This is a genomic window from Streptomyces vinaceus, assembly GCF_008704935.1.
Lineage (GTDB): Bacteria > Actinomycetota > Actinomycetes > Streptomycetales > Streptomycetaceae > Streptomyces > Streptomyces vinaceus.
This window is the reverse complement of the sequence record NZ_CP023692.1, coordinates 3,628,179-3,645,824: the sequence shown is the minus strand read 5'-3', so window position 1 is coordinate 3,645,824 and position 17,646 is coordinate 3,628,179. Positions and strand designations below refer to the sequence as shown.

The window sequence follows — 17,646 nt, the reverse complement described above, 5'->3', positions numbered from 1 at the left end:
GCGCGCGGGGACGCGAGCGGTGCTGCTGCGGGCGGGTGGCGGAGGGCTGCCGTACGTTGATCCACTTGCCGGTCGGGTGTGGCGGGTGTGCCCTGGATGATGGGAGAGAGGAGCCCTGTCATGGCACATGCGGCACCCACCGCCCCGGGGCGGCACCTTCAGGCGACCGGCACCGAGCACGTGAGCAAGGGTCCGCTGGTGCGGGCACTGCTCCTCGGACTGGTCTACGGCGTCTGGGCGGCCTTCATGCAGCGCCAGACGGGCCCCGTCGACGCGGGCAACGTCTTCTACGGGATCCTGTGCGGCGCGATCTTCGCCGCCATCATGTACACCCTCGCCCGCGTGGGCCCGCGGCTGATGCAGGAGCTGCACGCCGCGGCGTACGGCGCGTTCGGCGGTATCGCCGTGGGCTACCTGTACAGCCTGGCCGACCACTCGATCCTCCGCTCGTGCTGGGTCGGCTTCATCGTCGGCATCGGCGTCGGCGTGACGGCGTTCTACCGGTACCACATGCGCGAGCCCTGACCAGAAGCCAAGAAGCCGTGGCAGGCGCCGGTCCGCACGAGGACCGGCGCCTGCTCGTATCCCGGGGCCGGGCTCAGACCTCCGGCGAGGACTCGGAGTCGGCGGCGGGGGCGGCCGCGGCCGCCACGGATGCGCCGGGGGAGTCCTCGCCGTCGGTCCCACGGCTCGGGGGCTTCGGGGCCGTCGGGGTGTAGCGGGTGACCTCGGCGCGGAGCATGGCGTTCAGGGCGGTGTACGGGTCGATGGGCATGGCGGAACCTCACGGTGTGCGGGGGTGTGTGGGCGTGTGCGCTGCTCGGGCACGCTCAGCAGCGCAGGACCACACTCCGCTCCGTCCACGCGGACAGCACCGGGCCTTGCGCCCCGTGGGCGCGGGTGAGGACGGCCTGTTCGGCAGGTTTCACGTGAAACACCGGCCGTGGCAGCTGCCGCACTCCCGGCAGCCCGCGCACGGAGAGCCGTACGGCGACCCGTACTTCGGGATCCGCGGCCGGATCGGCCTCCCCCTCGGCAGGGGCGCCCGGATCGCCCGGCACCCCGGATGCGGCGCGTTCGACGGCCGAGGCCGCCGCCGCGGCTGTCGTGACGGCGGGACCGGACGCGAACAGGCACAGCAGCACGACGCAGGCCGCCGAAAGGGCCCTGGCCAGTGACGTGCGTGCGTACCGCGTCCCGCTCATGCGAGGGGTCTGCCCCGACACGCCGGACAACTCCCCGACCGGGCCCCAGAAGCCCCCGACCGGGGGACGAAGACACCCCCCACGGCTGACAGGAAGCCGGTGCGCCCCGCCGGATCAGCCAGTGGCCCGGGCGCGCGGCCAGTCCGCTCAGCCGGTGCGGTGCTGGCCCGTCAGCCTGGCCAGGACGGTGGTCTCACCGCTGACCAGCCGGAGTTGGGCGCGTCCCGGCCGCTGTCCGCGACCGGTGATCCCGCCGGGCGAGACCCGGTCGACGGTGAACACGGCGGTACGGCGGTCCGCCCGCGCGATCTCGATCGTCAGCCCGCGCCGCAGCTCGGCGAGGCGCAGATCGGCGGCGGTGACCACGGCGGTGCCGGGTGACCCCGGGGCCGGACTGTCGTGGTCCCAGGCGGCCTCCTCCGCGTCCCTGCCCAACGGCAGGTCGACGCCCAGGCTCGGGATGTGCAGCCGCAGGGGCCGTGAGAACCGCAGCGGCGTGATGGAGGCGGCCCGCGCCGGCCGGGACCCCTTGCCCGGCGCGTGCTGCCCGGCGTGCTCCAGCTGCTCGACCAGCCGGCGGTGGCCGGACAGGCCGAGTGCCCGGGAGGGCAGGGCGTCGGCGGCGGTGGCCGCCGTGGGCCGGGCGCCCTCGGTATTCATCAACATCCCTATCCCGGCGCCCAGCAGAGCCACTGTCAGCACGACGGCCACCCACTTGGCGCGGGGCATGGAATTCCCTCCTGGTCCGATCCCCCGGCTCCGGCGGCCGGGTCTCCTGAGAGCAGTGGACCCCCTCCGTGCCCGTCAGTACCGCTTATAACGCCGGAGAGTGACGCCGCGTCACAGGCGTGTCGCCACCTCGCTCCGGACGTCTTCCCAGCTGGCGACGGGTGAGCCACCGCCGTTGTGAGGATTGCGCAAGATACGACCGAACGGGTGGCCCCCAGACGGAACGAGGCCCTGACCGCCAGGGGCGGTCAGGGCCTCGGGTTGCCGTTCGCGGGATCAGCTCGCGGGCTGCACCGCCGCACGGGGAGCGGCGGCCGGGGTGAGGGCGCGTTCGGCGAGGACGCCGAAGGCCAGGCCGAAGGTCGTCCACATCGCCGCCTGGATGGCCAGGGTGGCGAGGCGGAACTGCCAGATCAGGGCGGCCGGGAAGTCCGCCGGGACCTCGTTGATGCCGGGCAGCGACGCGTAGGCGACGGCTACCGCGGCGACGAAGGCGACCGAGGCGACGATCGACGCGTTCCAGTTCCCCAGCTTGGGCGCCAGGCGCCGGCCCAGGATGAGCGCGGCCGCCGACAGCAGCACGCTCAGCGCGATCATCAGGACGTAGAGGGTGGTCCTCCGGACGACGGTGTCGGGGTCTCCGACGGCCGGCGGGTTGGAGGGGTACTTGAGGAACGGCACCAGGTTGAGGGCGACGAACAGGCCGCCCGAGACCAGCAGCGCCGTAACCCGGGGGCCGAAGCGGCCGATGCGGCCCAGCGCGTAGCAGAAGACGAGCGCGGCGATGCCGCCGAGCGCGATCCCGTACAGCAGCGTGCCGGTGCCGAGGCCGGCCGTGGCCTGGAGGGCCCGGCTGACCGGGGCCGCTTCCTCGCCGTGGTCGTGGGCGGCGTGGCCCGCTTCCTCGATGGCGATGGCCGCGTCGACCTTGGACTCACCGAGGACGTACGCGACGAGGAAGGCTGCCAGGCCGGCGAGCAGACCGGCCAGCATGCCCCGGACCAGCAGGACGCGGGGTGAAATGGGGTTCATGGTTCGGTACTTCCCTCGCTGAGGTGGAGATCAGTGGCAGGGGAAGCCGAGGAGGTGGCGGCCGTCGTGCATCCACTCGTGGACGGTGTCGCCCTCGAAGAGCGCCGTGGCGCCCTGCTCGGCACCGACGAGGTAGAGCAGGACCAGCATGAGGACGCCGACGAACACGGCCCAGGGGGCCAGCGCGGAAAGCGAGATCGGGGCGACGGCAGGGGCCGTCGTGGGCACGGCGGAGTGAGCCATGGCAGTACCTCCAGAGGGAACACGCGTCCCGGTCAGTGGTGCTCGCGACGACATGGCGGGTCTGACTTTCCCTCCCCCTCCGGGAGGATTCACAGTGGCGCGACCGTGCCGGATTTTCACCGGTACTTCCGTCATACCGTCGTCTTTTTTAGGTTGTCGTCCGAGACCGTACCGCGTTTACGCTCCCCTTATGAAGAGTGCCGTGGTACGAGTTCAGTTCGTCACACGCCCGTTCGACGCCGCCTCACGGCAGATCCGTTTCGGCCACGGCGCCCCCTGCCCCGGCCACGAGGGCCTGCGCGGCCCGGACACGGGGCAGTGGGCGGGCCGGACCCTGGACGAGGTCTCCGCCGAGGATCCGGCCGCCGTACGGCGATGGCTGAGCGACCCCGACTACGCGCCGCCCGGCGGGGAGTCCGTCACCGCGCTGACCGCCCGCGTCGGAGCGGCACTGGCCGGCCTGCCCCCCGGCACGCATCGCGCCGAGGTCGACCAGGCCGTCGTACGGGCGGGCGTGGTGCACGCGCTGGAACTGCCGGCCGCCGCGTTCTGGCGGCTCGACGTACGCCCGGACACGGTGACCACCCTCACCGGCCGGCTCGGCCGGTGGAACCTCCAGCTCGGACAGCCGCTGGAGCAGCCGCTCGACCGCTAGGCCGTTTCTTTCCGATCATCGGATCGTTGGTTGATGTGTGTCGTTGACTGACGCCCAGTGGGCACGCATCGAGCCGCTGCTGCCGGACCGGACACCTCGGCGGGGTGGGCGGTGGCGGGATCACCGGCAGGTGATCGACGCGATCGCGTTCAAGTACCGCACCGGGACGCCGTGGATGGACCTGCCCGAGCACTTCGGGTCGTGGAAGGGCGCCCACAACCGCCTGCGGAAATGGGCCGCGGACGGCACTTGGGCGAAGGCGTTCACCGCCCTGCTCGCCCAGGCCGACGCCGAAGGCGACCTCGACTGGGTCGTCGCCGTCGACTCCACGATCGTCCGTGCCCACCAGCACGCCGCCGGGGCCCGGCAAAAGGGGCCCCGGCCGGCGAGCCGTCCGACCACGCCCTCGGACGCTCTCGCGGCGGACTGACCACGAAGATCCACCTCGCCGCCGACAGCCGCTGCAGGCCACTCGCGTTCGTCCTCACGCCAGGCCAGGCCGCCGATGCGCCCGCATTCGTGCAGGTGATGGCCTGCTTAAGGGTGCCCCGGCCGGTCGGCCGTCCCAGAATCACCCCGGACGTGGTCCTGGCGGACAAGGCCTACTCGTCCCGGGCTATCCGCCGTCATCTGCGGCGCCGAGGAATCCGGGCGGTGATGCCGCAGCCCGCCGACCAGGCCGCCAACCGCAAGCGGCTCGGCCGGCTCGGCGGCCGCCCACCGGCCTTCGACCGCGAGGCCTACAAACAGCGGAACACCGTCGAACGCTGCATCAACAAGCTCAAGCAGTGGCGCGGTCTGGCCACTCGCTACGACAAGACGGCCACCATCTACCTCGCCGGACTCCACATCGCCGCCATCTTCATCTGGTCAGCGAGGTGATCCGAAGGAAACGGCCTAGCCGCTACGCGACGATCCAGTCGCTCGTCGCGATCACCGGCTGCACCCCGTCGCGGTGGATGGTGCCCTCGATCAGGCCGTACATCCGGTCCGCCGCGAAGTAGACCTCGTTGTCGTTCTTGAGGCCGAAGGGCTCCAGGTCCACCAGGAAGTGGTGCTTGTTGGGGAGGTTCAGGCGCACCTCGTTGACCCGCGGGCAGTTGTCGAGCACCCGCTCGGCCATCTGGTTCAGGGTCTGCTGGAGCGAGTACGAGTAAGTCTCGGCGAAGGCCTCCAGCATGTTCTTGCGGACCTTCTTGTACGACTGGTCCCAGTCGAACGCGGCGTCGTCGGCGGCCAGCGCCGAGTGCGCCCAGCGCGCGGTGACCTTGGTCGCCAGGATGCGGTCGTACGCCTCCTTGAGCGTCGTGTACTTGTCCTTGATGTAGCCGTGGAACTCGGAGTTCGTCGAGTTCATCACGGTCAGGTCCTTCAGACCCGAGATGACCTGGAGGCCGGTCGTCTCGCTGTACGTGATTTGCGCCGTGCGCACCTCCTGGCCCTTGCGGACGAAGGAGTGCTGCTCCTTGCGCGTCGGGACCGGGATCCGCTCCCACGCGTACTCCTCGATCCGGATCTGCGCCTCGCGGATCGGCGACTGGGAGGAGACGAAGTGCTTGGCGAGCAGGATGCCGAAGGCCTCGGGGGAGGCGATGCCGTGCTCCTTGCCGAAGGCGTACACCGTGTTCTTGGTGGTGTCGGTGGGCAGGCAGTTGGCGTTGTCGCCGGTCAGGTGGACGTCGCGGAACTCGCCGCGCAGCGCCACCGACACGTTGAGGTCGCGGATCTCGTGCCACGAACCGTCGGAGCCCTTGCGGGTGACCTTCACGATGCGGTTCTCGGCCTTGCCGTACTGGTTCTGCGCGAGGACGTGCTTGCTCATGGCTGTATTCCTTCGGGTACACGGAGTCCGACCGACTGGATCCCGTACGCCCGGCGTCCAGCGGTCGGCCCGCTCCCCGCCGTTCGGTCACGGAGGACCGCCCCGGGACTGACGTGCATCCCGGTCCGTAGGTGCTCTCTCGGATTCCAGCACGTTCACGTGGTGTTCGGAATGGCGCGGAACGTCCAAGACAGGCACCCACGGATTGGGTGACCGTGCATCTGTCCAGGTCAAGCCATGTGCGCGTCCGCGACGGACAGGGCCTCGTCGAGGATCGCCAGCCCCTTGGCCACGTCCTGCGGGGCGATGTTGCAGGGCGGCGCCACGTGGATGCGGTTGCCCGCGGTCAGCGGCCACAGGCCGCCCTTCTTGCATGCGGCCCCGAACTCGGCCATCGGCGCGTTGTCCGCCCCGGCCGCGTTGTACGGGACGAGCGGCTCGCGCGTGCGCGGGTCCCGTACGAGTTCCAGGGCCCAGAACGTGCCGAGGCCGCGGACCTCCCCGACCGACGGGTGCTTCTCGGCGAGGGCGCGCAGGCCCGGCCCCAGCAGCTCCGCGCCGGTGCGGGCGGACTGCTCGACGATGCCCTCCTCCTCCATGACGTTGATCGTCGCCACGGCGGCCCCGCAGGCCAGCACGTGCCCGGAGTAGGTCAGCCCGCCCGGGTAGGGCCGGCGGGCGAAGGTCTCGGCGATGGCGGCGGAGATGGCGACCCCGCCCAGCGGTACGTATCCGCTGGTCACACCCTTGGCGAAGCAGATCAGGTCGGGGGTGACCCCCCAGTGCTCGGAGGCGAACCACTTTCCGGTGCGGCCGAAGCCGACCATGATCTCGTCGAGGATGAAGACGATGCCGAAGCGGTCGCAGAGCTCGCGGACCCCGGCGAGGTAGCCGTCGGGGTGTACGAGCACGCCGGGTGCCCCGCCGACCGTCTCCAGGATGATCGCGGCGATGGACTGCGGGCCCTCGAAGACGATCGTGTCCTCAAGGTGGCGCAGGGCCCGCTCGCACTCCTCGGCCTCGGTGGCCGCGTAGAACGGCGAGCGGTACGTGAACGGCCCCCAGAAGTGCACGACACCGGCGGTCGCGCTGTCGTTGCCGAAGCGGCGCGCGTCGCCGGTCAGGTTGATCGCGGTGGAGGTGGCGCCGTGATACGAGCGGTACGCGGACAGCACCTTCGGCCGGCCCGTGTGCAGGCGCGCCATCCGTACGGCGTTCTCGACGGCCTCGGCGCCCGCGTTGGTGAAGAAGATCTTGTCGAGGTCGCCGGGCGTGCGTTCGGCGATCAGCCGGGCCGCCTCCGAACGGACGTCGACGGCGAAGCCGGGGGCGACGGTGCAGAGCCTGGCCGCCTGCTCCTGGATGGCCGCGGTCACCTTGGGGTGCTGGTACCCGATGTTCGTGAAGACGAGGGCACTGGAGAAATCGAGGAAGCGGTTGCCCTGGTAGTCCCAGAAGTACGAGCCCTCGGCTCCGGCCACGGCGAGCGGGTCGATGAGCTCCTGCGCCGACCAGGAATGGAAAACGTGCTTCCGGTCGGCGTCTTTCACGGCGGCGAGCGCGTCGGCGGCTTCTGCGTTCATGTCCCGAGCGTAGTTGTCCATGATGTGGACCCCGGGGAGGGTCGGACGACGTTTCACGTGAAACACCGCTCCGGCGATGCGGTATCCCGGTTAGCGTCCTCATGAGCAGTGACGATCACGAGGCGAGGACGGGACACGTGAGCGAGCAGGAGACCCTGGCCCGGCGCTTCGAAGAGCACCACCCCCACCTGCGGGCCGTGGCCTACCGCATGCTGGGCTCGCTCAGCGAGTCCGAGGACGCCGTACAGGAGGCGTGGCTCAGGCTCAGCCGCTCGGACGTCTCGGCCGTGGAGAACCTGGGCGGCTGGCTGACCACCGTCGTCGGCCGGGTGTGCCTGGACATGCTGCGCTCGCGCACCTCGCGGCGCGAGGACCCGCTGTACGACCAGGACGGATTCGTCCGCCTGCCCGACCCGGTCGTCACGGGGCTCTCCGGCGTCGACCCGGAGCGCGAGATGCTCGTCGCCGACTCCGTGGGCATCGCCCTGCTGGTCGTCCTGGAGACGCTGTCCCCCGCCGAGCGGCTCGCCTTCGTCCTGCACGACCTCTTCGCCGTCCCCTTCGACGAGATCGCCCCGGTGCTCGGCCGTACCGCCGCCTCCACGCGGCAGCTCGCCAGCCGCGCGCGCCGCCGGGTCGAGGGCGCCGCTCCCACCCCCGACCTCGACCTGGCCCGCACCCGCGAGGTCGTGGACGCCTTCCTCACCGCCGCCCGCGGAGGGGACCTCGACGCGCTCGTCGACCTCCTCGACCCCGATGTAGTGGCCCGCTCCGACGGCGGCGCGCTGCGGCCCAGTTCGGTCCGGCGCGGTGCGACCGACGTCGCCTCGAACGCCATCACCTTCGCCCGCTTCGCCGCGGCCGCGGTCCCGGTCCTCGTCAACGGCATCCCCGGCGCACTCGCGCTGGCCGAGGGCAAGCCCCTGTCGCTCATGGCCTTCACCGTCCGCAGCGGCAAGATCGTCGCCCTGGACATCCTCACGGACCCCGAGCGCCTGTCCCGAATCGACCTGGGAACCACCCTGGACACCCGACCTCAGGACCTTGCGTAGTCGACCTCGCCGCTCCGCGTCTGCTGCCGGGCGACCCGACGGCGCCGGGCCGGCATGCCCACCGTCGGGTTGGCGACGCCCCACGCCGCGCCCTTGCAGATCAATTCCTTGTATCCGGCGGCCACACGCCCCGTCAGCGCCCTGTCGAGCGCTCGGTCGTCGGCGGTGACGAACTGGATCAGACCGTCCTTGCGGCCGAGGGAGATGCACTGCTGGAAATAACGGATGGGAGTGCGGGGGACCTTGGTGCCGGCGAGACGGGCGGCGATGGCGTCGGCGGCCTGCCAGGCCATGGGCATACCCGAGGCGCACGACATGCGCAGGGGCTTGCCGCCCGGGCCGATGGCCATCGCCGCGTCACCCACCGCGTACACGTCCGGGTGGGAGACCGAGCGCATCGTGGTGTCGACTTCGATCTGGCCGCGGTCGGTGAGTTCCAGGCCGCTGGCCCGCGCGATCGGGTGGACGGCGAAGCCCGTGGTCCAGACCGTGACTTCGGCGGGGATCGTCCGGCCGTCGGCGGTCGTCACGCCGCCCGCCTCCACGGCGTTGACCACGGTGTGAGGGTGGACCGTGATGCCGAGCTCGTCCACCACCTTCCGCAGGTGGGTGCGCCCCTTCTGCGAGAGCCAGTCGCCGAGGGCGCCGCGGGCCGCCAGCGCGACGTCGAGGTCCGGGCGGGCCTCGGCGATCTCGGTCGCGGCCTCCAGACCGGTGAGGCCTCCGCCGACCACGAGCACGGGCCGTCCGGCGCCCAAGGCGGCCAGTCGATCGCGGAGGCGGACGGCGCTGGGTCGGCTTGAGATCTCGTGGGCATGTTCGGCCGTGCCCGGGACGCCTCCGTCGTTCCAGCCGCTGCCGAGGGCGTAGACCAGGGTGTCGTACGCGAGCTCCTCCCGCTCAAGGCCGTCGGCGGCGGTGACCGTCACCGCCTTGCGGTCCACGTCCACGGCGGTGACCCTCGCGAGTTTCAGTTCCACACCCGTGCCCGCGAACATCTCGCGGAACGGCCGCGGCCTGAGGTCCTGGCCGGCCGCGATCTGGTGCAGCCTGACCCGCTCGACGAAGTCGGGCTCGGGGTTGACGAGGGTGATGGCGACGTCCGCGCGGTGCAGCCTCTTGGCGAGGCGTCCGGCGGCGACGGCACCGGTGTATCCGGCTCCGAGAACGACGATGCGGTGCTGCATGTCCGTGCTCCTGTCTGGGCGGGGCCGCCGTTGTCCGGCGTGGTTTCGCACCCTGAACCGGGCAGCCCCGCGATTCCTGACAGGACCGGAGTGTGAGCCGCGCCACTCTCCTTCAGAGGGTGTGGAGCGGGCCCTCCGCGTGGTCGGCCGCGGACCACTGCTCGCTGGCGCGGACGAGCTTGTCGGGGTTGGCCTGGGTCCGGACCGCGACGATGCCCTCCGCGGTCGCCTCCAGACAGATGATCCCGACGACCCGGCCTTCCACGACCGCCACCACGGCGGGCCCGCCGTTGGCCGTCGTGGCGTAGATCTCGGGCGCGCCGCCGACATGGGCCCGCTTGGCCGCACTGGGCTTGAACAGGCCGCGCATGAACGTCGCGACCGCCAGTGCGCCCTCGAACGCCTTCGTGCGGGCCGGGACCTTCCCGCCGCCGTCACCGACCGCGAACGCGTCCTGGGTGAGCAGGCGTACGAGCGGTTCGGTACGACCGGTGCTCGCGGCGGCGAGGAACTCCTCGACGATCCTCCGGGCGGCGGCCTCGTCGACCTCGGTGTGCGCCCTGCCGTCGGTGATGTGCTTCTTGGCCCGGTGGTAGAGCTGCTGACTGGCGGCCTCGCCGATCTCCAGGACCTCGGCGATCTCCCGGTGCGGGTAGTCGAAGGCCTCACGGAGGACGTACACCGCCCGCTCGTTGGGCGACAGGCGCTCCAGCAGGACCAGGACGGCGTACGACACCGATTCGCGCTGCTCGGCGGTATCGGCCGGCCCGAGCATCGGGTCCCCGGCGAGCAGCGGCTCCGGGAGCCACCTGCCCACGTACGTCTCGCGCCGGGCACGTGCCGAAGTGAGCATGTTGAGGCACCAGTTGGTGAGCACCTTCGTCAGCCAGGCCTCAGGCACCTCGATCCGCCCGACGTCGGCCGCCTGCCAGCGCAGGAACGTCTCCTGCACGGCGTCCTCCGCCTCGCTCGCCGAGCCGAGCAGCCGATAGGCAATGGCCTCCAGCCGGGGCCTGGCGGCCTGGAATCGGTCCACGTCGCTCCGCGTCAGGGCCATGCCCGCGATCCTAGGCGCCCCCGACCCGGACCGGCGGGCGAGGTGCCCGCCGCCCCCGAACGGAGGTGTGCGCGACGATCCGCGCCTCGGCTCCCCGCTGTGGCCTATGCGCCGGTGACCGCGGCGGGGTCGAGGGAGTCGACGTCTTCCATGAAGGACAGCATCCGGGCGTTGACCACGTCGGGGTGGTCGATCTGCGGGCCGTGTCCGGTCGCGGTGATGATCTCGGCGCGGGCTCCGGGAACGAGGCGCGGTATGCGTTCCAGTTGCCGCTTGGGGTGCAGGAGCAGGCTGTGCTTGCCCATGACGAGGTAGAGCGGGGTCCGGATGGAGCGCAGCGCGTCCTCGGCGAGCGGCAGGGGTGCGGGGCGGCGGATCCGGTACGCGCGGGCGCCGAGCTGGATCCACTTGCGCATTTCGGGGATGGCGAGGACCGGCTGGTCCAGCCACCTGGCGAGCCGGGGGCGCAGTGCCTTCGGGGCGACGGTGGCGAAGAGGCTCACGAAGATCCACGCGAAGAAGCGCAGGCCGACCTTCTCCAGGCCGCCGGGATCGAGGGCCGTGACCGAAGCCAGCCGTCCGGGCCGCCGGTGGGCCTGGTTGAGGACGAGCCAGCCGCCGTAGGAGGAGCCCACGAGGTGGACCCGGTCGAGGCCGAGCGCGTCGAGGGCCTCGTCCATCCACTGGGCGGCGCGCTCGGGCTGCCACATGGGCTCGCGGTGCACGCTGCGGCCCGCGTCGCCGGGGGTGTCGAGGGCGTAGACGGGGCGGTCGAGGCTGAGTCCGGGGGTGTTCGGGTACCACATGGCCGAGCTGTAACCGGCGCCGTGGATCAGCACGATCGGGGTCCGGGCCTCGGCGGCGGGGGCCGTGGGGCCGTACCGGTAGACGTGGGTGGTGCCGAAGCTCGTCTCCACGTCCGTCTCGGAGCGGGCCGGCGCGCCCATCGCGAACAGGACGTCGGCGGCGGCGAAGTAGCGGTCGCGCAGGTCGTCGTTGACGTAGCGGCCGACGTCGCGGCGTACGCGGGCGGTGTTCTCGGGCACGGCGGCACCTCCGGTGTGGAATCCGGTCTTCGTGGTACGACCGTATCATCAATGTGGTACATCGGTACCATGAAGGGGCTCGGGCACCCGAGCGGGAACCCACTGTCGACAGGCGGAGATGCGGGAACATGCCGAAGCGCGTGGATCACGAGGAGCGGCGCGCCCAGATCTCCGAGGCGCTCATCCGGGTCGCGGGGCGGCGGGGTCTGCATGCCGTCGGCATGCGCGACGTGGCCGCGGAGGCCGGTGTGTCGCTCCGGCTCGTGCAGTACTACTTCGAGACCAAGGAGAAGCTGCTCTTCTACGGCCTCCAGCACCTGACCGACCGCTTCACCGCGAGGGTGGGCGCCCGCTTGGCGGCCGCCGGTCCGGACCCGGGCCCGCGCACGACCATCGAGGCCCTGCTGCTGGCCTCGCTGCCGACCGACGAGGAGAGCCGCACGTTCCACCTGCTGTACAGCTCCTACGCGATCCTGTCGGTGACCGACGAGGCGCTGGCCGCCCAGCCCTTCATCGACAACCCCGACGCCGCGGAGAACGCCGTGACCGGACTCCTCCAGCAGGCGCAGGGGGCCGGCCTGGCGGATCCGCACGCTGACGCGCGCACGGAGGCGATCAGCCTGCTCGCGATGGCGGCGACCATGGGCACCAGCATCCTCGTGGGCCAGCGAAGCCCGGAGTCGGCGATCGCGGTGCTCAGCCACCACCTGGACCGGATCTTCACAACGCTCCCCTGACCGCACACCGACGCAAAGTCGGCACACCCTCAAGCCCGGCAGACCCGCTCCGCGACCTCGCAGGACGAGGCCTCAGCGGCGGTCAACTGTCGCGAGTACGCCCTCCAGTGGGTGGAAGACACGACGGTCCGCGCCGACCAGCCCCCGGCGAAGGCGGCGATGATCTACCGGCACTCGAACCTTGAGCGTCAGAGGGAAGCCGCCGCGGGGATCGATGCCCGAATGCGTGCCCTGAGCGGAATGGGAGCCGATTGCGCATCTGGCACGCGGCTGGCACGGGATGGGGAGAGGGCACAAACGGCTTGAAGGCAGGGTTGGGTGAGAGCGCTAGGACCTGTCGTCAAAGTGTGATCGCCTCTCGGTCCCATTCTGACGGGGCACGGTCATGATGGGCTGATGAGTCGATACACAGAGGTCATCGTCCTGGCGCGACGGGCCGAAGAGGTCATGGAACCCCTCACTCGCCCCAGCGACAGCCGGGATTGGCACCAGTGCTTCACACCGGTGGATGACCATATGTTCGCCGGGCTGCGCACGCCGTCCGAAGAGTGTTACGCGTGGGTTGTTCAGTTCATCCGCCACAACTGGCGTGGGTTGCTGAGCCACCTGGAGTCTCTGGCATGGCCGGATCCGCACTCCGTTCAAGTCCTCGTTCGTGACGAGGAGGACGACTGCTTCGGCCTATGGATGATCTATGACGGCAAACTGGTCGAAGTGCCGCTGCCGCGCACCGAACGAGAGCCGTTCTCAGCGTCCGTTACCGGAGTCCTTTCTCGGACTGACCGTCGCGCCGGAGAGCCCCTGTAAGAAGTGACTTCAACGTGTCACGCCCACATCAGGAGCGAGGCGAGGGAGACGGCTGCTTGGTGGGACTCGGCGGTCTTGTCGTATCGGGTGGCTATCCCGCGCCATTGCTTCAAGCGGTTGAAGCACCGTTCCACGACCTTGCGGTGCTTGTAGACCTCCTTGTCGAAGGCCGGAGGTGGGCCGCCGAGGCTTCCTTTCCGGGCCCGGTTGCGCACCTGGTCGGCACGCTCAGGGATGGTGTGCCTGATGCCGCGGCGCCGCAGCCAGGTGCGGATCGCCTTGGAGCTATAGCCCCTGTCGCCGATGACGCGATCGGGTCTGCTCCGGGGCCGGCCCGGTCCGAGGCGGGGCACCTGGATGGCGTCCATCACCGCGGTGAACCGGGTGCAGTCGTTGGTGTTCCCGCCCGTCAGGACGAATGCGAGCGGGCGGCCGGTCGCGTCGCAGGCGAGGTGGACCTTGCTGGTCAGGCCGCCCCGGGACCGGCCGAGGGCCGGGTTTTGGTGCCCCCTTTTCGGGCCCCGGCGGCGTGCTGGTGGGCGCGGACGATGGTGGAATCGACCGACACCAGCCAGTCGATGTCACCCGCCGCGTCCGCGTTCGCCTGCGCGGCCCGCAGCATCCGGTCGAACGTGCCGTCCGCCGCCCAGCGCCGGAAGCGGGTGTGGAGGCTGGCCCACGGGCCGTACCGCTCGGGCACGTCCCGCCAGGGGACACCGGTGCGGAACTTCCATACGATCCCGTTGAGGACCATCCGGTCGTCCTGCCGGGGCCGCCCCAGCGCAGGCCGGGGCAGCAAGGGACGTATGAGCTCCCACTCGGCATCGGACAGTTCATGGCGGCATATCATCACTCCATGATCCACAACCCAAGATCACTTTGACGACAGGCTCTAGGCCGAGAGTCGCAACAGTACTTCTCGGCGGCTGGCAGGGTCAGTCACGATGTAGTCGACCACGGCTTGCCAGACATCAGGGCGCTCCAGCTGTCGGACCACTGCCTCGGCCGGCATGGCACTGGCTTGGTTCGGGATCTGCCGGGAACCGATTGCGGATCGGTACTCACTCGCCGTCACGCGCCTCAGACCTTGCTCGGCGGCGGTGTCGATCAACGAGCGAAGAGCGTCCCAGCGTTGGTGATCAGGCATACCTGACCTTGAATAGTCGCAGGCTGCCTCCCTCAAGACGGAGTAGGAGACCTGGACATCAGCGAAGATGCGCGCGCGCATGTCGGGGCTGAACCACCTGGCAAGGGCCACGTACTCCCTTGCCCTGGCTACTGGCAGACCGTAGCGGGTGGCTGCTCGTTTGAAGGCGCTCGTACGGCAAGCCGTATCACTGGGGAACTGAACCAGGAGCGCGTCACCCACCTCGACGCGGCCTGCGGCATCCAGGTTGCCGGCGAGGGCGGGGCTAGGTGGTTCAGGGAAGAGTGCGGACATGCAACCTTCATAGCGGCTTTCCATGAGTCATGTGGTCTATGGAGTGCCGATCACCCGCTCGGGCTTCGGGGTGCGGCACGGTCCGTACGACCGCAATGGCCGCCTCGCTGGATCACGCTCCTGGCGTGCCGGCGACGAGGAGGGCGGATGGGCAACGATTGTGCAGGTAGCGGTTGATCGCCTCGAGGGTCCGCATCGCAGGCAGCGGGGTTTCGCACCAGACCAGGGCGTGCTGGTTCCCAGCCTTGCACCGCAGTTCGCGGACGCACCGCCGACAGCCCGCGCGCCTCGTTCTCATAGCGGCTGTGGTGTCAGGTCTTCCGGTAAGCGGCGAGGCCTAAGAGGTCTAGGCAACAACGAAGGCCCAGGTCGCTGACCTGGGCCTTCGTATCTGAGCGGATGACGGGAATCGGACGCGCGCCACAAGCTTGGGAATCACGCGGCACTTGACCACGGGAATGGCACCTGACCTGCGGAAATGTTAAACGGTGCCCCTGTTCTGACTGTCTCGACGAACCCCTTGTTGGTCGTTGTTCACCGCCCCTACTGGCACGTTGTGGCACGGCCCTGCCCTGGAGGCACCCAGATGCGCCACGAACCAGCCAGGCACGCTCCACGGCTTGTGAACGCCCCGTTTCTTACCCGCAGTCGCCCAGGATCGGCCCGGACCCGTCGGGGGTGTACGTGGCCCACAGCATGAACAGCTCCAGCAGAATCGCCAGTATGTTGAGCATGGCGCAGACGAAGGCCAAGAGCCCCGGCCACGTGTCCCAGAGCCGCATGCCGCAGCGGCGGCGGATCCACCGGGCGAGCAGTGCGCAGACTGCCATGGCCGCCACGCCGAGGATCGGTCCCGACCACGCGACGACGTATTCCATGTTCGGGAAAGGCATGTGCCGACAGGCCGCCTGCTGCCGGTGTACCCAGTCACGGTCGATGTCTTGGACGCGCAAGGAGGTGACCACACCGAGAACGGCCACGACCGGAACGAGCAGTGCCGTGATCACCATGCCTGGCGTGACCGTGCGGTCCTGCGCGGCGCCGGACAACGCGGCTGAGGAGGAGGTTTCCATCAGTACCAATTCGGGTGCGGTCGGACGATGTGGATGCGCTGCTCGCCGTGGTTCCTGGTGGCAACATGCTCGCGGCTGTCCAGACTCACGTTCTGGAACGAGCTGGTGTGCTGAGTCAACTTGACGTCGCCATCAGGGGTCACCGAGGTCACCACGGCAGCGTGGTAGATCTCGCCCTGCGGCTCGTCCGGGTCGGGAGCGACCTGCTCGTAGAAGATCACGTCGCCAGGGCGTGCTTCCGATCTCGCGACTTCCTCGCCGCCGTTGCGCAGGAGGAAGCCATGCAGGCCTTTGGCCTGCGACCACGAACGGGAGTGGTATGCCCGCTGGTCGATCCAGTCCACCCCCAGGCCGCTCTCACGTCCCCAGGTGTTGTCCCCGCGTGGCCCCATCCAGAAGTCGAACTTCTTCTGCATCCCTCCGGCCTCAAGAGCCGACGAGGTGAAATTGGCGCAGTTGTTCTTGAACTCAAGATCGTCCAGCTTGTCCCAGTGGTCGAGCGCGTACCGCACCATCTCGACCCGGTCGATCTTGCCGTCGGGTCCGCGGAGCTCGTGCCCGACCTCGGGCGGCAGGCCCTTGAGGTCGGCAATGGTCACGGGATCGGCCCGCATGAGGTCCTTCTGCTGCTGCGGCGTCAGGCCGTCCCACCAGGCGCGGACGAGGTGCGGGTCCTTCCCGACCGGGATGTCCGCCCTGAGCAAGTCGAATTCGACATGGGACGCCTCGACCAGGATCTCGTTGTGCGCCTGCGAGGTGTCGGCGACGCCTATGGTCGTTGCCAGCCTGTCCAGTTCGGTGGAGGCCTTCGCGTCCGCCTGGGAGGCCTCGCACAGGGCTTCCTCTATCAGCCCGTTGACCTCGGCTATGTGTCCCAGTTCCTTGGTGTAGGCGTCGCGCACGTTCTGCGGGACGTTCGGGCCGACTGGGGCGGCGCCCGTGTACGCACCCTCGGCGCGGCCGTCCTGGATGCTCAGCCCGTGCTCGCTCGCCAGCTCGACCGCGTGGAAAAGGGTGCGCTGGGCGAAGCCCATGGAATGGGCCAGCGCGTCGAGGACCATGGCTACGCCCTTCATGATGTCGCCGCCGGACTCCAGACGGTTGGCGAGGTCCTCCAGGCGCTTGCCGGCCGTCTTGCCGGTGGCGTCCGCCCAGTGGTCGTCGAGCGGCTTCTTGCCCTGTGCGCGGATGTCCTCGCAGGCGGAAGAAGAGCGCCGGGCGAGGTCGACCCAGTCGTCCGCAGCCTTCTGCCACTGGTGCACGCGGCAGTCGTACAGGTCGTGATACGCGACCACGGGTCAGTTCCTTCCGAAATCGGCGAGGCCGTGCTGGAGCCTCCCGAAGGCGTCCCTCGCCTGGGCGTCCGTGGTGTCGTAGGCGTTGGCCGTGGTGTGGAGGTTGTCCGCCATGGTGTTCATCTGCTTCCCCAGGTCGACCATGTGGTCCTCCCACGCGGCCGCGCACCGCTTCAACGCCGCGGCGGAGGCCCAGCCGTGGTGGCCGTCGGCTGCCGTGTCGCTCGAATCGAGTGACGTGCGAAGGTCATCCAGTGCCCCTTCGGCGACCGTGCGGGCGCCCCCTGCACCTTGCCGCACATAGTGCGTCTTGATGTCTACGTCCACGAACTCCCCCTCAGCGGCTTGAGGGACACCCTAATCTCGATCACGCGTGCGGATTCGTCGGTATCGCGACGGAATCTCCCGGTTCACGCGGAGGGCACTGCGGAGCTGGATAGGTCTAGGCAATGACAAAGCCCCAGGTCGCTGACCTGGGGCTTTCGTGTGGAGCGGATGACGGGAATCGAACCCGCGCTATAAGCTTGGGAATCACCGATCTTCCACGCCTCGTCCGGCGTGTGACCAGCGAGAACGGGCGCCAGGGAGGACCCCATGGCCCGCCCTGACGCCCGCCGTTGACCGCCGTTCCCCGCCCTACCTGGCACGCGTCTGGCACAGTCAGAGTGGTCAAACAGGCCGC

General features: G+C 69.9%; 21 protein-coding genes. 6 read left to right on the top strand and 15 right to left on the bottom strand.

Features of this window, described 5'->3' with window-relative positions; genetic code table 11:
• Nucleotides 1-120: 120 nt before the first annotated feature.
• Complete coding sequence (locus CP980_RS16330) at nt 121-525, top strand: hypothetical protein (RefSeq protein WP_132758263.1); 405 nt, start codon at nt 121-123, stop codon at nt 523-525.
• Nucleotides 526-598: 73 nt separating this feature from the next.
• Here CP980_RS16330 and CP980_RS35155 read toward each other — a convergent pair whose 3' ends face one another.
• The 5 genes from CP980_RS35155 to CP980_RS16310 form a co-directional block, all read right to left on the bottom strand.
• Nucleotides 599-775 (bottom strand): hypothetical protein, encoded by a 177-nt coding sequence (locus tag CP980_RS35155; RefSeq protein WP_165937315.1) that lies wholly within the window; start codon nt 773-775, stop codon nt 599-601.
• Nucleotides 776-830: 55 nt separating this feature from the next.
• The gene (locus CP980_RS35150) at nt 831-1,205 is read right to left on the bottom strand and encodes a hypothetical protein (RefSeq protein ID WP_167535843.1); all 375 of its coding nucleotides are present in this window, start codon (nt 1,203-1,205) and stop codon (nt 831-833) included.
• A gap of 147 nt (nt 1,206-1,352) precedes the next feature.
• Nucleotides 1,353-1,934, bottom strand: a complete 582-nt coding sequence (locus CP980_RS16320) for a class F sortase (protein ID WP_132758265.1) — start codon at nt 1,932-1,934, stop codon at nt 1,353-1,355.
• Nucleotides 1,935-2,210: 276 nt separating this feature from the next.
• Nucleotides 2,211-2,966, bottom strand: a complete 756-nt coding sequence (locus CP980_RS16315) for a CbtA family protein (RefSeq protein WP_132758267.1) — start codon at nt 2,964-2,966, stop codon at nt 2,211-2,213.
• Nucleotides 2,967-2,996: 30 nt separating this feature from the next.
• Nucleotides 2,997-3,209: a CbtB domain-containing protein gene (locus CP980_RS16310; protein WP_030857499.1), complete on the bottom strand. Its 213-nt coding sequence runs from the start codon at nt 3,207-3,209 to the stop codon at nt 2,997-2,999.
• Nucleotides 3,210-3,399: 190 nt separating this feature from the next.
• Between CP980_RS16310 and CP980_RS16305 the strand changes: the two genes are divergently transcribed.
• Entirely contained in the window at nt 3,400-3,864 is a 465-nt protein-coding gene (locus tag CP980_RS16305) for a histidine phosphatase family protein (protein WP_229907325.1), read from the top strand.
• A gap of 37 nt (nt 3,865-3,901) precedes the next feature.
• Nucleotides 3,902-4,746 (top strand): IS5 family transposase gene (locus CP980_RS16300; RefSeq protein WP_373312971.1). Its coding sequence is split into 2 segments (ribosomal slippage): nt 3,902-4,232 and nt 4,232-4,746, totalling 846 coding nucleotides; the frame shifts between segments, so codons are not numbered across the junction.
• A 22-nt stretch (nt 4,747-4,768) separates the two neighbouring features.
• Here CP980_RS16300 and pucL read toward each other — a convergent pair.
• Together pucL and CP980_RS16290 are read right to left on the bottom strand one after the other, a co-directional pair.
• On the bottom strand, nt 4,769-5,686 hold the full coding sequence (pucL, locus tag CP980_RS16295) for a factor-independent urate hydroxylase (protein WP_030857495.1): 918 nt from the start codon (nt 5,684-5,686) through the stop codon (nt 4,769-4,771).
• Nucleotides 5,687-5,916: 230 nt separating this feature from the next.
• Nucleotides 5,917-7,269 (bottom strand): aspartate aminotransferase family protein, encoded by a 1,353-nt coding sequence (locus tag CP980_RS16290; RefSeq protein WP_189999058.1) that lies wholly within the window; start codon nt 7,267-7,269, stop codon nt 5,917-5,919.
• 101 nt (nt 7,270-7,370) lie between these two features.
• On the opposite strand from CP980_RS16290, the gene CP980_RS16285 reads away from it, so the two are divergent.
• Nucleotides 7,371-8,321 carry a sigma-70 family RNA polymerase sigma factor gene (locus tag CP980_RS16285; RefSeq protein ID WP_373312972.1) on the top strand — a complete coding sequence of 317 codons (951 nt, stop codon included), beginning with the start codon at nt 7,371-7,373 and terminating at the stop codon, nt 8,319-8,321.
• Here CP980_RS16285 and CP980_RS16280 read toward each other — a convergent pair.
• The 3 genes from CP980_RS16280 to CP980_RS16270 form a co-directional block, all read right to left on the bottom strand.
• Complete coding sequence (locus CP980_RS16280) at nt 8,306-9,508, bottom strand: NAD(P)/FAD-dependent oxidoreductase (protein WP_150528472.1); 1,203 nt, start codon at nt 9,506-9,508, stop codon at nt 8,306-8,308. The genes CP980_RS16285 and CP980_RS16280 overlap by 16 nt on opposite strands.
• A 112-nt stretch (nt 9,509-9,620) precedes the next feature.
• Nucleotides 9,621-10,565 (bottom strand): RNA polymerase sigma factor SigJ, encoded by a 945-nt coding sequence (sigJ, locus tag CP980_RS16275; RefSeq protein WP_150528471.1) that lies wholly within the window; start codon nt 10,563-10,565, stop codon nt 9,621-9,623.
• 104 nt (nt 10,566-10,669) lie between these two features.
• Nucleotides 10,670-11,611, bottom strand: a complete 942-nt coding sequence (locus tag CP980_RS16270; RefSeq protein WP_150528470.1) for an alpha/beta fold hydrolase — start codon at nt 11,609-11,611, stop codon at nt 10,670-10,672.
• 128 nt (nt 11,612-11,739) lie between these two features.
• On the opposite strand from CP980_RS16270, the gene CP980_RS16265 reads away from it, so the two are divergent.
• Both CP980_RS16265 and CP980_RS16260 read left to right on the top strand, forming a co-directional pair.
• The gene (locus tag CP980_RS16265) at nt 11,740-12,348 is read left to right on the top strand and encodes a TetR/AcrR family transcriptional regulator (protein ID WP_150528469.1); all 609 of its coding nucleotides are present in this window, start codon (nt 11,740-11,742) and stop codon (nt 12,346-12,348) included.
• Nucleotides 12,349-12,744: 396 nt separating this feature from the next.
• On the top strand, nt 12,745-13,155 hold the full coding sequence (locus CP980_RS16260; RefSeq protein WP_150492357.1) for a hypothetical protein: 411 nt from the start codon (nt 12,745-12,747) through the stop codon (nt 13,153-13,155).
• A gap of 17 nt (nt 13,156-13,172) precedes the next feature.
• Here the strand turns inward: CP980_RS16260 and CP980_RS16255 are convergent.
• From CP980_RS16255 to CP980_RS16235, 5 genes are all read right to left on the bottom strand, one after another.
• A protein-coding gene (locus tag CP980_RS16255; RefSeq protein WP_425281765.1) for an IS5 family transposase occupies nt 13,173-14,005 on the bottom strand; the annotation gives its coding sequence in 2 pieces (ribosomal slippage) (nt 13,173-13,666 and nt 13,666-14,005; 834 coding nt in all).
• 42 nt (nt 14,006-14,047) lie between these two features.
• Nucleotides 14,048-14,596: a hypothetical protein gene (locus tag CP980_RS16250; protein ID WP_150528468.1), complete on the bottom strand. Its 549-nt coding sequence runs from the start codon at nt 14,594-14,596 to the stop codon at nt 14,048-14,050.
• Nucleotides 14,597-15,234: 638 nt separating this feature from the next.
• Nucleotides 15,235-15,669 (bottom strand): hypothetical protein, encoded by a 435-nt coding sequence (locus tag CP980_RS16245; RefSeq protein WP_150528467.1) that lies wholly within the window; start codon nt 15,667-15,669, stop codon nt 15,235-15,237.
• Nucleotides 15,669-16,964, bottom strand: a complete 1,296-nt coding sequence (locus tag CP980_RS16240; RefSeq protein ID WP_150528466.1) for an amidase domain-containing protein — start codon at nt 16,962-16,964, stop codon at nt 15,669-15,671. Before CP980_RS16240 ends, CP980_RS16245 begins: the two co-directional genes overlap by 1 nt.
• Before the next feature lie 3 nt (nt 16,965-16,967).
• Nucleotides 16,968-17,291 carry a type VII secretion target gene (locus tag CP980_RS16235; protein ID WP_150528465.1) on the bottom strand — a complete coding sequence of 108 codons (324 nt, stop codon included), beginning with the start codon at nt 17,289-17,291 and terminating at the stop codon, nt 16,968-16,970.
• Nucleotides 17,292-17,646 lie beyond the last annotated feature (355 nt).

Coding starts and splice junctions, on each gene's coding strand:
- CP980_RS16330 (WP_132758263.1), top strand. CDS start 121: ATGGCACATGCGGCACCCACCGCCCCGGGGCGGCACCTTCAGGCGACC.
- CP980_RS35155 (WP_165937315.1), bottom strand. CDS start 775: ATGCCCATCGACCCGTACACCGCCCTGAACGCCATGCTCCGCGCCGAG.
- CP980_RS35150 (WP_167535843.1), bottom strand. CDS start 1,205: ATGAGCGGGACGCGGTACGCACGCACGTCACTGGCCAGGGCCCTTTCG.
- CP980_RS16320 (WP_132758265.1), bottom strand. CDS start 1,934: ATGCCCCGCGCCAAGTGGGTGGCCGTCGTGCTGACAGTGGCTCTGCTG.
- CP980_RS16315 (WP_132758267.1), bottom strand. CDS start 2,966: ATGAACCCCATTTCACCCCGCGTCCTGCTGGTCCGGGGCATGCTGGCC.
- CP980_RS16310 (WP_030857499.1), bottom strand. CDS start 3,209: ATGGCTCACTCCGCCGTGCCCACGACGGCCCCTGCCGTCGCCCCGATC.
- CP980_RS16305 (WP_229907325.1), top strand. CDS start 3,400: ATGAAGAGTGCCGTGGTACGAGTTCAGTTCGTCACACGCCCGTTCGAC.
- pucL (WP_030857495.1), bottom strand. CDS start 5,686: ATGAGCAAGCACGTCCTCGCGCAGAACCAGTACGGCAAGGCCGAGAAC.
- CP980_RS16290 (WP_189999058.1), bottom strand. CDS start 7,269: ATGAACGCAGAAGCCGCCGACGCGCTCGCCGCCGTGAAAGACGCCGAC.
- CP980_RS16285 (WP_373312972.1), top strand. CDS start 7,371: ATGAGCAGTGACGATCACGAGGCGAGGACGGGACACGTGAGCGAGCAG.
- CP980_RS16280 (WP_150528472.1), bottom strand. CDS start 9,508: ATGCAGCACCGCATCGTCGTTCTCGGAGCCGGATACACCGGTGCCGTC.
- sigJ (WP_150528471.1), bottom strand. CDS start 10,565: ATGGCCCTGACGCGGAGCGACGTGGACCGATTCCAGGCCGCCAGGCCC.
- CP980_RS16265 (WP_150528469.1), top strand. CDS start 11,740: ATGCCGAAGCGCGTGGATCACGAGGAGCGGCGCGCCCAGATCTCCGAG.
- CP980_RS16260 (WP_150492357.1), top strand. CDS start 12,745: ATGAGTCGATACACAGAGGTCATCGTCCTGGCGCGACGGGCCGAAGAG.
- CP980_RS16250 (WP_150528468.1), bottom strand. CDS start 14,596: ATGTCCGCACTCTTCCCTGAACCACCTAGCCCCGCCCTCGCCGGCAAC.
- CP980_RS16245 (WP_150528467.1), bottom strand. CDS start 15,669: ATGGAAACCTCCTCCTCAGCCGCGTTGTCCGGCGCCGCGCAGGACCGC.